This is a genomic window from Cupriavidus sp. WS (assembly GCF_000395345.1).
GTDB lineage: Bacteria > Pseudomonadota > Gammaproteobacteria > Burkholderiales > Burkholderiaceae > Cupriavidus > Cupriavidus basilensis_B.
This window is the reverse complement of record NZ_AQPL01000134.1, coordinates 1-11,371: the sequence shown is the minus strand read 5'-3', so window position 1 is coordinate 11,371 and position 11,371 is coordinate 1. Positions and strand designations below refer to the sequence as shown.

Here is an 11,371-nt window from a genome sequence, read left to right as displayed (position 1 = left end):
TTCAGGGCCTGGTCGCGCACCTGCGACAGCGACAGCGCGTAGCTGCGCACCAGCAGGGTCTGGAACTGCTCGTACAACTGTTTCTGCTGTTCCGGCGTCGCGGTGCGCCAGGCCGCGCCGACGGCCAGGCGCGTGGTGTGCTCGAAGTCCGTGTAGGGCAGGAACTGGCGCCGCACGACGGCGGTGATCTTGTCGAGATCGCCGTTGCGGGTGTCGGGATTGGCCTGGATGGTGGCCAGCACGCCTTCCACGGCGGCGCGCACCATGCGGTCCGGCGCGGAGCGGTCGACGGCCGGCGCGACGATGTCTGCGGCGGTGGCGGCCGGCGGCAGCCCCGCGGCCAGCACGAGCGCGACGCAGGCCGCGAGGGCGGCGGCGGGGAGGCCGGCGGCGGCAAGACCGCGGCGGCGAAGACGGCGATGCATCGCGAGTACCTCCCGATGTACGACCATGAACGGAGCGGCCGCGCCCGTCTCCCGGAGACAGGCCGCGACCGATATCTAATGCTAGTGCCTCGGGCACAAAAACCAAATGGCGCCGGCCGCGCGGTCCGGCGGCGCCATTGTCACTTTTACCGCGTCAGTTCCCGGAAGCCCTGCAGCAGGCGGTCGATGTCGTCCGGCCCGATGTTCCCCATCGTGGAGATGCGGAACAGTTCCGCGGACAAGCCGCCCTGGCCGGCGTAGATGACGAAGCCGCGCGCCTTCAGGCCGTCGTGCAGCTGCGCGTACGAAAGCCCGGCGGGCAGGTGGTAGGCGCGCAGCACCACCGACGATTGCGCGGCCGGCCACAGCGCCGGTATGCCCAGCGCCTCGAGCCCGGCGCGGGCGCGTTCGGCCAGCCCGGCATAGCGGGCGTGGCGCGCGCGCCAGCCGCCTTCGTCGGCCAGTTCGCGCAGCGCTTCCACCAGCGCGTAGTACACGTGCACGGCGGGCGTAAACGGCGTGTTGCGCTGGTCCTGCAGGCGCGCCAGGCGGCCCAGGTCGAGGTAGTAGGTGCGGCTCGCGGCCTGCGCCAGCGCGCTGCGCCGCACCATGACGAACGACACGCCGGGCACGCCGTGCAGGCACTTGTTGGCGGTGGCGGCCACGGCGTCGACGTTGCCGCCGAAGTCGATGGCCTCGGCGCCGAAGCTGCTGACGCCGTCCACCAGCAGCCGCACGCCGCGCGCGCGGCACAGCGCGTCGAGCGCCGGCAGGTCGTTGAGGCGGCCGGTGGTGGTCTCGTGGTGGATCACGGCCACGTGCGTGATGGCGGGATCGGCCTCGAGCGCGGCGGCGACGCGGTCGAGGTCGGGCGCCTGCTTCCAGTCGTGCGCCACCACCTCATGGGCGATGCGGTATTGCGCGGCGATCTGCGCGATGCGCTCGCCGTAGACGCCGTTCTGCACCACCAGCAGCTTGCCGTTCGCGGGCACCAGCGCGGCGGTCATGCTTTCCATCGCGGCGGTGCCGGAGCCGGTCATCAGCACCGCGGTCCAGGCGGCGGGGTCGAGCCCGTACACGTCGAGCAGCCGCGCGCGCGCTTCGTCCTGCAGGTCGAAGAACTCGCTTTCGCGGTGGCACAGGTCGGGTTGCAGCAGGCTGCGGCGCACGCGCTCGCTCAGCGTGACGGGGCCGGGGTTGAGTAGCAGCATTTACTTGGCTCCTTGTGCGGCGGCGGCGGTGTCGAGATCGGCGCCGATGTCCGCGCCGATATGGCGCGCCAGGCGGGTCCTGACCTCGACCGGGGTCACGGTCGGGCGCGGCAGGCCGTCCGGCGTGCCGGCGCTGATCGACAGCGCCACCAGGCGCGGGCCGGCGCCGGCGGCCGGCCGCGCCAGCACGTCTTCCAGCACGGCGAGGTCGTCGCCTTCGACGGCCTCGGCATAACCGCACGCGGCGGCCACGCCGGCGAACGAGACGTTGTGCGAGACGGTCGCCTGGCCGCCGGTGGAGTCGTGCGCGCCGTTGTCCAGCAGCACGTGGGTCAGGTTGGGCGGGCCGTAGGCGCCGAGCGTGGCGAACACGCCCATGCGCATCAGTGCCGCGCCGTCGCCGTCCACGGCGATCACGTCCAGGTCCGGGCGCGCCAGCGCCAGGCCAAGCGCGAACGGCGTCAGGCAGCCCATCGAGCCGACCATGTAGAGCTGGTTGGCGCGGTCATCGAGCGCGTACAGCTCGCGCCCGCAGAAGCCGGTGGAGGCCAGCACCACGGTCTTGCCCGGCGGCGAATGCGCGATCACGCGCTGCAGCGCCTCGCGGCGCGTGGGCAGCGTCGGCGCGCCGGCCAGCGCGGCGCGCGGCACGGCCTTCGGGCGCGGCGCGGGGCGCGCCTGTTCCTTGAGCGCGTAGGGCGCCACGCTGCCCTTCTGCATCACCAGCGCGTAGGGCCGGCCGGTGGCGTCCATGTGGGCCACCGCGCGGTCCAGTGCCGGACCGATCTCGGCCGGGTCGGTCGGGAAGGTCTCCCAGGGGATCTCCATCGTCTCCAGCATGGCCGGCGTGACCGGGCCCATCAGCGCGTGCTGCGGCTCGTCGGCCACGCCCGGCTGGCCGCGCCAGGTGACGATCAGCAACTGCGGCAGGCGGAAGGTCCAGGTCAGCGAGGTCAGCGGGCTGACCGCGTTGCCCAGGCCCGAGTTCTGCATCATGGTGATGCCGCGGCGGCCGCCGCGCGCGCCCAGCGTGACGCCCGCGATCAGCGCCACCGCGTCGCCTTCGTTGGCGGCCGAGACGTAGTGCAGCGTGGGGTCCTGCAGCACGTAGTTGATGAACGGCGTCAGGTAGGAACACGGCACGCCGGCATACCAGTCGAAACCGCGCGCGCGCGCGGCCTCGACGAACTGCGCCGCCTCGATCATCGGGCTTCCTCGCCGTCCGTGGTGCCGGCCGCGAACTGCGTCTGCGTGTGGGCGAAATCGCCCGCGCGGCGGAAGTCTTCCAGGTCGTTCACGCCGCGCCAGTGGCCGTGCACGTACTTGACCTCGATTTCCTCGCCGGCGGCCACCAGCGCGTTGAGCAGCGCGGGCAGGTCCAGCGTGTCGAAGTCGTCGCGCGCGCGCAGCTCGCCGATCAGCTTCTGCAGGCGCGCGCGCCCTTCGCCGCGCACGTTGAGCAGGCCGATCCAGCGGCCGTTGGCCGGCTGCGCGGGCGCAGCGCCGGCCTGCTCGGCCTTGCTCGACACATGGCGCAGCAGGATCTTCTGGCCGAACAGGTCGCGGTCGTCGGGCGCCGAGCACCAGGCGAAGTCGTGCACGCTCTGGTTGGCCGGCGCGTTCTGCGAGGAGTCCACCACCACGCTGAACGGCGCGTCGCTTTCCAGCAGGTCGCGCAGGATGTAGCTGCGGAACAGCAGGTCGCCGTAGGCGATCACGGTGTCGGTCTGCAGGCCGTCCACCGCGCACGCCAGCGAGGCCAGCTCGCCGGTCTGGGCGTGGCGCTCGTTGACCACCAGCTTGATGCCGGCGGTGTCGATGGCGCCGGCCTGGTAGCCGCCGACCACGGTGATGTCGTTGATCGACTGCTTCTTGAACGCGTCCACCAGCCAGCGCAGCAGCGGCTTGCCGGCCACCGGCAGCATGATCTTGGGCTTGTCCTCGGTCAGCGCTTCCAGGCCCTTGCCGCGGCCGGCGGCCAGCACCACCGCCGCGCCCGGCACCTGCGCGCCGGACAGGTAGATCTTCTCGGCGGCCGAGTATTCGTCGGCGTCCTGCAGGCGGAAGATCTCGTTGACGGTGGCGATGCGGTCTTCCACGTTGACCAGCGTCTCGCTGTCGTGGATTTCCTTTGCCACGGCCTGCATCGACGAGGCCGCCACGCGGATCAGGTGGTTGGCCCAGATCACCAGGCTGATGCCGGCCTTGCGATACGCTTCGGTCGGCGTGCTGTAGTACTTGGTCGGCACGATCACCAGCGGGCCGCGGCCGGCCCACTCGCGCGCGAACGTGAGGATCTCGTCGGGCCTGGACAGCTTGCTGTGGATCAGGATGGCGTCGGCGCCGGCCTGGCGGTAGGCCTCGGCGCGGCGCAGCGCTTCATCCATGCCCCAGCCGGCGATCAGCGCTTCGACGCGGGCCACGATGGAGAAGTCGTCGTCGGCCTGCGAGTCCTTGCCGGCCTTGATCTTGCCGCAGAACTCGTCGATCTCGGCCAGCGGCTGGCGCTCGCCGTCGATGAAGCTGTTGGTCTTGGGGAACTGCTTGTCCTCGATGCACACGCCGGCGATGCCGCGCTGCTCGAGCTTGCGCACCAGGCGGCGCATGTTGTTGAAGTTGCCGTAGCCGGTGTCGCCGTCGAGCAGGATCGGCAGGTCGCTGGCGTCGGCCATGAACTCGAGGTTGTCGACCACCTGGGTCCAGCTCGCCTCGTTGTTGTCGCGCACGCCGAACTGCGCGGAGATCGCCAGGCCCGAGGCCCAGATGCCCTTGAAGCCGGCCTCGCGCACGATGCGCGCGGACAGGCCGTTGTGGGCTTCCATGATGAATTCGAGCTCTTTGCCGACCAGCATCTGGCGCAGGCGGGCGGCGCGCGTGGCGCGCGGGAAAATCGGGTCGATTGCGTTCATTGTGCTGCTCCCACGAGGCGCTGTAGTTCGGGCAGGACTTCGTCGCGCGCGCGCGCGACGTCGCCAGGAAAATCGATTTCGATCCAGGGCGCGCCGCTCACGTCGGCGGTGTCGAAGACGTGGCCGCCTTCGAGCAGCAGGTCGCGCACCGCTTCTTCGTGCGGCATGTTGGCGCGGCCGCCGTCCACGTAGCCCTTGACGATCTCGGCCAGGCGGCGCGCGGTCTGTTCCTGGAAGCGGAAGAAGCCGACGGACTCGCCGATGGTGTCGTACTCCAGGCCCACCGCGAGCTGCTTGCGCAGCTCGACCGGCACGCCGTCCTTCAGGCACAGCTTGACGGGCTCGTCGCCGGCTTCGAAATCGCGGTCGATCAGCAGGCGGTTGGTGGTCTCGCCGGCCACCAGCGCGCGCAGGATGCGCTCGTCGTAGAGCACGTCGGCGTCCATCAGCAGCACGTCGCCGCCACGGGTGAGCGCGTCGGCCACGGTATGCACGGTCAGCACGCTGCCCAGGTCGTAGCGCGGGTTCAGCACGATCTCCGGATACGGATCGCGGCCCAGGCGCCGCAGTTCGGCCTCCACCTGCTCGGGCTGGAAGCCGAGCGCCAGCACGATCTCGTCGACACCCGCCGCATCCAGCATGCGCAGGTGGCGCTCCAGCAGGGTCATCCCCTCAAAACGCAACAGGCACTTCGGGTATTGCTCCCCGGGCTGTTGCTGCAGTCGCAGGCCTAGGCCCGCGGCAAGAATGATTGCTCGCATTCTTTCTCCGCGCTCATCCAAATAGGTTCGATCAATCGGTAGTGGCCCGCACACTGGCCGCACTGGTGGTGCTGGCCGTGGCACGCCGTCGCTGGAAACGTCTTTCACTCAAATGCAGGTACAGCAGCCCCGGCGCGCCGAGGCCGATCTCGCGCGCGCGCTTGGCCAGCGAAAGCGCCAGCGCCGCGTCCGGCGGCAGCCCCACGATGGGCGCCAGCAGCAGGTAGCCGCCTTCCTGCGCGCCCAGCGAGCCGGGAATCGCGAAGGCCGCGCCGCGGATGGCCTGCCCCACGCTTTCCAGCAGCAGGGCATCGAGCCAGCTCACCGGGTGGCCGAGGAAATGCAGCGCCAGCCAGACTTCGCCGGTGCCGACCACCCAGCCGGCCAGGCTCAGCGCGAAGGTCCTGGCGACCCTGGCGCGGTCGCGGTACAGCTCGTGCACGGCGGCGTCCACGGCGTCGGCGCGCGTGGTCAGGCCGCTCCAGTCGCGCTTGCCGAACAGCTTCGACAGCACGCGCAGCACGCGCCCGAACAGGCCGCGCTTCTGCACGTAATAGAACCCCACGATGCACAGCCCCAGCACCGCGGTGACGATCAGCGTGGGCGCGCGCAGGTCGGACAGCGCCTCGTGCCCGCCGTACAGGCCGAACAGCGCCAGGCCGGCAAAGGCGAACACCATCTGCGCCAGCGCCTGCATGGTGGTGCACACGGTGATGGCGGCCGCGGCGTCGCGCATGCGCACGCCGCGCTGCGACAGGAAGCGCACCATCAGCACCGGCCCGCCGATCTGGCCCGCTGGCAGCAGGCTGTTGACGGACTCGCCGGCCCAGCGCGCCAGCAGCGTGTCGCGCAGCGAGCAGTGGCCGTCGCGGCCGAACAGCACGCGGATCGCGGCCGCGTCCACCGCCAGCGGCAGCAGGTGGAACGCGGCCACCGCCACCAGGCCCCAGCCCGCCGACATGAACGTCGACGCGACCGAGCCGAAGCCCTGCCATGCCAGCAGCGCGACGAACAGCGCCACGCCGACCGACAGCAGGATCATGGCGGCACGGGTCATGCGCGAGGCTTCTTCTTGCCGGACGTCAGGTTCTTGAACACCTGGCGGAAACCGAAATAGGCCACCGCGTCCTTCATGTTGGAGATGAAGCGCAGCCACGGGCGCATGCCCGGATCGGTGACGTACTCGAACGTCAGCGACACGCGGAACTCGTCCTCGCCGGCGGGCGTGACGCGATGGCGCAGCTTGTCGCCGTCGAAGAACACCAGCCCGCCCGGCCCGATCCGCACCGAGCCCGCCTCGTCGGGCACGTCGGGGTTGCGCGTGTGCAGCTCGTAGTCGAGCAGGCAGGTCGACTCGTCGATCACGCCGAGCAGCAGCGTGTAGCGGCGGCCGTCGTAGTAGGAGGTGTCGTAGTGCCAGCCGATGTGGTCGCCCGGGCGCGTGTAGTAGTACAGCGCGTAGGCGTGCGGATCGCTTTGCGGCGACAGCAGCAGCTTGTCGCCGCTGATGCGTTCCAGCCACGAGATCAGCGCGCGCGAGCGGTACAGCTCGGCGATGAACGGCGCCTTCTCGTCGATGGTGTGGCGGCTGACGCTGCCGCCGGCCTTGTGGCCGGGCAGGTAGTTGCGGTTGATGTCCGGCACCAGCGCGCGGGCCGCGGCGATCAGTTGCGCGGTGACTTCCGGCGCGAGGAATTCCTGCAGGTTCAGGAAGGCGTCCTGGCGCTCGAAGTCGGCGCGCAGCTTCGCGCTGTCGAGCCCGGCGATGCGCCCGGCGACGCTGGCGTCCGGGTCGGGCCGCGCGGGCTGGCCCTGGCGCGGCGCGGAAGCGGGCGCCGCCTGCGGCGGCGCGTCCAGGGTGATGTCGTTGGCTGGTTCGCTCATCGTGTTCCTTGGATATTGGCGCGGGCCGTGCGCACCTTGCGCATCACGCGCCAGTAGTCGATCGCCACCAGCACCGCGAACAGCGGCGCGCCGATCGCGGCGGCGGTCAGGAACGGCGCGATGCCGTTGCTCAGCGTGACGATCGGCAGCAGGTACAGCACGTCCTCGGTCTCGAAGCCGGCGGCGGCGGCCTGTCTGGTGCCGCTCTTGCCCACCGCCGATTCGATGCGCATGCGCAAAAAGAAGATCAGCGCCACCGCCAGCCCGGCCAGCGTGCCCTGCAGCACCGGCGAAAAGCTGCCGGCCGCGGCCTGGCCCGCGATCGCCACGCCCATGCCGACGAACAGCAGCACGGTGATGAGCGCATCGCTGGCAAGATCGTAGAAATGGCCGATCTTGCTGGTCTTGCCGCTGATCCGCGCCAGTTCGCCGTCGGTATGGTCGACGAAGTTGGACAGCACGATCAGGAACGCGCCGTAGTTGGTCCAGCCGTAGCCGCCCTGCATCAGGCAGGCGACGCCGGCCAGGCCGATCAGCAGCCGCACGGTGGTGAGATGGTTGGGAGTGACCCACGAGTCCTTCAGCGGGCGCACCAGCGCACGCGCGAGGCGGGCATCCCAGGTGCGTGGCGGGGGCGGCTCGCCGTGGGATTTCGTTGGAATGTCGTTCATCTGAAATAGATACAGGGCAAGCTACAGGGCAGCTACGGGCGGCGGCGGGACCCCGGGACGGCTGCCGCGGCGCAGCCGCAAGGCCCGCATACTAGCGCCAGTCCGCGCGCCCTGCATTGCGGGAACGCAACCCGGTGGGGCGGCGCAGCCACGTCAGGTCGATGCGGATGCCGCCGGCCAAACCGATATGGTAAGCGATGTGACCCGCATCGGCACAATCGCCCCGCCGGCGGAAGGCCGGACGGGCGCCCGGGAGAGGCGAGCACCACAATAGTGCGTGCCGGGGGCATGACCCCGAAGCAACGCCCCGCGGAGTGCGGCCGCCGCCGGCCCGGCGCCGCTCACCAGGCCCGGGTCTCGCCGAAGCGGTGCTGGCGGCCGGCTTCGCGCACCGCGTCCGTCAGCACCTGGGCGGCCGGCGCCCCTTCACGCACGAAGGCGTAGAAGCGCGCCTTGGGCAGGGCCGGCATGCGGTCGCGGCCATCCAGCACGCGCAGGCCCTCGCGCACCTGGCTGCGCGCCACCGGCGTGACCGCGAAGCCGGCGCGCGCCGCGGACAGGCAGCCGGCCATGCTGCTGCTCTCGAACACCAGCCGCCAGGGCCGCCCGACGCGCGCCAGCGCCGCCACCGCCGACTCCCGGTACACGCACGGCTCGGGAAACGCCGCCAGCTGGACCTCGGCCTCGGGATCGAACGGCGCGTCGGCGGCGTGGACCCACACCAGTTCCTCCTCCCACAGCAGCTCGCCGCCCGTCGCGCGGGAGCACTGCTTGCCGAACACGATGTCGAAGCGCCCGCGCTCCTGCTGGCGCAGCAGGTCCGCCGAGGCGCCGACCTTCAGCTCGACCGACACGTCCGGATGCCAGCGCCGGAACGCCTGCAGCATGCGCGGCAGCCAGGTGCCGGCGAAGTCCTCCGAGCTGCCGACGCGCAGGCGCCCGCGCACGGGCGCGCCGCGCAGCCGCGCGCGCAGCTCGCGCTCCAGCGCGACGATGTTGCGCGCATACGCATACAGCAGCTCGCCGTCCGGCGTCAGCGTGAAACTGCGCGTGGTGCGCTCCAGCAGCACCGCGCCGGCGCCCTGCTCCAGCCGCTTGACATGGCCGCTGATGGCCGACGGCGTCAGGCTGAGCGACTCGGCCGCCAGCGCGAAGCCGCCGCAATCCACCACGGCGAGGAACGTGCGCAGCAGGCCGATGTCGAGCGTGGCCGCCGAAGCCGGCATCGCATCCATGTCATGCCCTCCAGATTGATTTCGTAATCTTCACAATCATAGCCAATTCATCACGAATCGGAAATCGCGCGGGTGCTATCGTTTCAAGCTGACCAGGCCGGTCCCCCTAACCCAACCTGTTACCCACGAGGAGCGCCGCGCGATGACGGCATACCACTTTGCCAGTACCAGCGTGCTGGACATCGGCTACCTGGAATGGAACCCGCGCGGCGCGCGCACCGCGGTGCTCGTGCACGGCTGGCCGGACAGCCCGGAAAGCTGGCGCGGCGTGGCCGCGCCACTGGCCGGGGCCGGCTTCCGCGTGCTCTGCCCGGCGCTGCGCGGCTTCGGCCCGACACGGTTCCGCGACGGCGCCACCATGCGCAGCGGCCAGCTCGCGGCGCTCGGGCGCGACCTGCTCGCCTTCCTCGACGCGCTGGCGCTGCGCGACCCGCTGCTGGTCGGCCACGACTGGGGCGCGCGCGCCGCCGCCAACGCCTTCGGGCTGCGGCCGCGCGCCGGCTCGCACCTGGTGATGCTGTCGGTCGGCTACGGCACCAACGACCCGCGCCAGGCCATCTCGCTGCAGCAGGCGCGCAACTACTGGTATCACTGGTACATGGCCACGCCGCGCGGCGAGCGCACCGTGGCGCAGGACCGGCGCGCCTTCGCGCGCCAGATGTGGGACACGTGGTCGCCGCTGGGCTGGTACGCGGAACAGGATTTCGACGAAGCCGCCGCGGCCTTCGACAACCCCGACTGGGCCGCCGTGGTGCTGCATTCGTACCGGCACCGCTGGGGCTTCGCCGAAGGCGATCCCGCCTACGCCGCCGACGAGCGCGCGCTGTGCCCGGCGCCGGTGCTGGCCGCGCCCACGCTGGTCCTGCACGGCGGGCGCGACACGTGCAACCAGCCGGCCAGTTCCGAGGGCAAGGAAGGCTTTTTCTCCGGGCGCTACGCGCGCCAGGTGCTCGACGGCGTGGGCCACTTCCCGCAGCGCGAGGCGCCCGAGGCCGTGGCCGCCGCCATCCTGCGCTTCTGCGCGCAGCCGGGCTGACCGCGCGGGCGGCGGCATGCGCGGCCGGGCGCGCCTGGCCCGGACACATCTGCTGCGCCGGTTCCCGTACCCGGGCACGCCCCCGCTCGCTGGCGCTGGTGCCGTGCATGGGCGACGTGTTCCGGCAGAGCCGGGGTTGTCGCCGGGCAGGCGCGACGTCGTCGGACGGGGGCGTCCGGTGGCATTTCGCATGCCCTGGAAGCGATATTTTCCGGACACATTTTTTGTCCCCCGGCCAGTGCGTCGGAGTACCGCGCCCTGTGAGAAAATGGCGCCACCGAAGCGCACGCGTGCGCGAAAGGAGCCAGCATGCAGCCAACCGCGGTCAAGCAAGGCAATGACGTATTCCGTACCTCGGCCGAGTTTGAACGGGCCATCGATGCACAGGGCGAAACCGCCGCCCAGGAGCACCTGGACCAGGGACGCCCCGTCTACTATGCCGATCCGGAATATCCCGGCTTCATCGTCAAGAAGAATCCCGACGGCAGCAGGGAGCTGGCGACCGTCGATGTCGACGGCCACATTTCGGTAGTCCGGACCATCTAGCCCCTTGGCTCAGCTTTGGGTCATCGCAGGCCCGAACGGTGCCGGGAAGACAACCATCGCCGATCGCTGGTTCGCCGGCCGCATTCCGGTGATCTCTCCCGACACGATTGCTGCGGAACACTAGGTCTCGCCGGTGGAAGCCGGCAGGCGCGCGGTTCTTCGGCAGGAAGCGCTTCTCGCGCAGGGCATTTCGTTCGCCGTCGACACCACGCTCTCGGGCAAGCGTGAACTGGCGCTGATGCGCCGGGCCGGGGCAGCCGGCTACAAGGTCAATCTCGTCTTCGTCGGCGGACCCCGCCCCGATCTGTGCATCGCCCGGATCGTCCAGCGGGTGGCGAGGGGTGGCCACTGGGTACCGCCAGGCGATGTACGCCGCCGCCATGCCCGCAGCCTCGCCAATTTTGCTCCGGCCTTTGCCATCGCCGACCGATGCTTTGCGCTCGACAATGCGGCACTGCGCGCCCGCCTGATCCTGTCCTGGGACGAAGGCCGGCTCCGGCGACGGTCGTCCCGCTTGCCCGAATGGGCCCGCACCGCATTCCCTCCCCACGTCCTGCTCCAGAGCGGATCGTCCGATTGACCTCGGGGTCGCAGACGCCGGCCGCTACTGCGCCTGCGCCGCGCCACCCTCGCTGACGCCGCCGTCATTCTGTGCCGGCGCGGGCACGGCGGGCGGCAAACCCGAGGCTGGCG

At 70.9% G+C, this 11,371-nt stretch carries 12 protein-coding genes; 3 read left to right on the top strand and 9 right to left on the bottom strand.

Translation table 11 applies throughout. From position 1 onward, the window contains the following. The 9 genes from K206_RS38140 to K206_RS0112715 form a co-directional block, all read right to left on the bottom strand. Positions 1 to 425, bottom strand: a 425-nt coding sequence (locus K206_RS38140; RefSeq protein WP_196812871.1) for a phospholipid-binding protein MlaC, incomplete at its 3' end; no start/stop codon positions are given. A 146-nt stretch (positions 426 to 571) separates the two neighbouring features. Next, positions 572 to 1,636 (bottom strand): 2-aminoethylphosphonate aminotransferase, encoded by a 1,065-nt coding sequence (locus K206_RS0112750; protein ID WP_020202802.1) that lies wholly within the window; start codon positions 1,634 to 1,636, stop codon positions 572 to 574. Further along, complete coding sequence (gene aepY / locus K206_RS0112745) at positions 1,637 to 2,842, bottom strand: phosphonopyruvate decarboxylase (protein ID WP_020202801.1); 1,206 nt, start codon at positions 2,840 to 2,842, stop codon at positions 1,637 to 1,639. Next, entirely contained in the window at positions 2,839 to 4,545 is a 1,707-nt protein-coding gene (gene aepX, locus K206_RS44705; protein ID WP_020202800.1) for a phosphoenolpyruvate mutase, read from the bottom strand. Before aepX ends, aepY begins: the two co-directional genes overlap by 4 nt. Next, positions 4,542 to 5,306 (bottom strand): NTP transferase domain-containing protein, encoded by a 765-nt coding sequence (locus tag K206_RS0112735; RefSeq protein ID WP_029043562.1) that lies wholly within the window; start codon positions 5,304 to 5,306, stop codon positions 4,542 to 4,544. The genes aepX and K206_RS0112735 overlap by 4 nt, the downstream gene beginning before the upstream one ends. A gap of 31 nt (positions 5,307 to 5,337) precedes the next feature. Next, positions 5,338 to 6,363, bottom strand: a complete 1,026-nt coding sequence (locus tag K206_RS38135; protein WP_020202798.1) for an HpnL family protein — start codon at positions 6,361 to 6,363, stop codon at positions 5,338 to 5,340. Continuing rightward, positions 6,360 to 7,190, bottom strand: a complete 831-nt coding sequence (locus tag K206_RS0112725; protein WP_020202797.1) for a 2OG-Fe(II) oxygenase — start codon at positions 7,188 to 7,190, stop codon at positions 6,360 to 6,362. The genes K206_RS38135 and K206_RS0112725 overlap by 4 nt, the downstream gene beginning before the upstream one ends. Then, positions 7,187 to 7,861, bottom strand: coding sequence for a CDP-alcohol phosphatidyltransferase family protein (locus K206_RS0112720; protein ID WP_029043561.1), 675 nt, complete (start codon positions 7,859 to 7,861; stop codon positions 7,187 to 7,189). Before K206_RS0112720 ends, K206_RS0112725 begins: the two co-directional genes overlap by 4 nt. Positions 7,862 to 8,202: 341 nt before the next feature. Continuing rightward, a complete protein-coding gene (locus K206_RS0112715) occupies positions 8,203 to 9,096 on the bottom strand; it encodes a LysR family transcriptional regulator (RefSeq protein ID WP_020202795.1) in 894 nt (297 codons plus the stop codon). A 142-nt stretch (positions 9,097 to 9,238) separates the two neighbouring features. On the opposite strand from K206_RS0112715, the gene K206_RS0112710 reads away from it, so the two are divergent. From K206_RS0112710 to K206_RS38125, 3 genes are all read left to right on the top strand, one after another. After that, positions 9,239 to 10,132, top strand: coding sequence for an alpha/beta fold hydrolase (locus K206_RS0112710; RefSeq protein WP_020202794.1), 894 nt, complete (start codon positions 9,239 to 9,241; stop codon positions 10,130 to 10,132). A 309-nt stretch (positions 10,133 to 10,441) separates the two neighbouring features. After that, positions 10,442 to 10,678, top strand: coding sequence for a hypothetical protein (locus tag K206_RS38130; RefSeq protein ID WP_020202793.1), 237 nt, complete (start codon positions 10,442 to 10,444; stop codon positions 10,676 to 10,678). Positions 10,679 to 10,811: 133 nt separating this feature from the next. Then, positions 10,812 to 11,258: a hypothetical protein gene (locus tag K206_RS38125; RefSeq protein ID WP_020202792.1), complete on the top strand. Its 447-nt coding sequence runs from the start codon at positions 10,812 to 10,814 to the stop codon at positions 11,256 to 11,258. The last annotated feature ends 113 nt before the right edge of the window (positions 11,259 to 11,371 follow it).

Excerpts from the sequence above, each read along its gene's own strand:
- aepX (WP_020202800.1), bottom strand. The coding sequence starts at position 4,545 with ATGAACGCAATCGACCCGATTTTCCCGCGCGCCACGCGCGCCGCCCGC.
- aepY (WP_020202801.1), bottom strand. The coding sequence starts at position 2,842 with ATGATCGAGGCGGCGCAGTTCGTCGAGGCCGCGCGCGCGCGCGGTTTC.
- K206_RS0112750 (WP_020202802.1), bottom strand. The coding sequence starts at position 1,636 with ATGCTGCTACTCAACCCCGGCCCCGTCACGCTGAGCGAGCGCGTGCGC.
- K206_RS38130 (WP_020202793.1), top strand. The coding sequence starts at position 10,442 with ATGCAGCCAACCGCGGTCAAGCAAGGCAATGACGTATTCCGTACCTCG.
- K206_RS0112720 (WP_029043561.1), bottom strand. The coding sequence starts at position 7,861 with ATGAACGACATTCCAACGAAATCCCACGGCGAGCCGCCCCCGCCACGC.
- K206_RS0112715 (WP_020202795.1), bottom strand. The coding sequence starts at position 9,096 with ATGGATGCGATGCCGGCTTCGGCGGCCACGCTCGACATCGGCCTGCTG.
- K206_RS0112710 (WP_020202794.1), top strand. The coding sequence starts at position 9,239 with ATGACGGCATACCACTTTGCCAGTACCAGCGTGCTGGACATCGGCTAC.
- K206_RS0112735 (WP_029043562.1), bottom strand. The coding sequence starts at position 5,306 with ATGCGAGCAATCATTCTTGCCGCGGGCCTAGGCCTGCGACTGCAGCAA.
- K206_RS0112725 (WP_020202797.1), bottom strand. The coding sequence starts at position 7,190 with ATGAGCGAACCAGCCAACGACATCACCCTGGACGCGCCGCCGCAGGCG.
- K206_RS38135 (WP_020202798.1), bottom strand. The coding sequence starts at position 6,363 with ATGACCCGTGCCGCCATGATCCTGCTGTCGGTCGGCGTGGCGCTGTTC.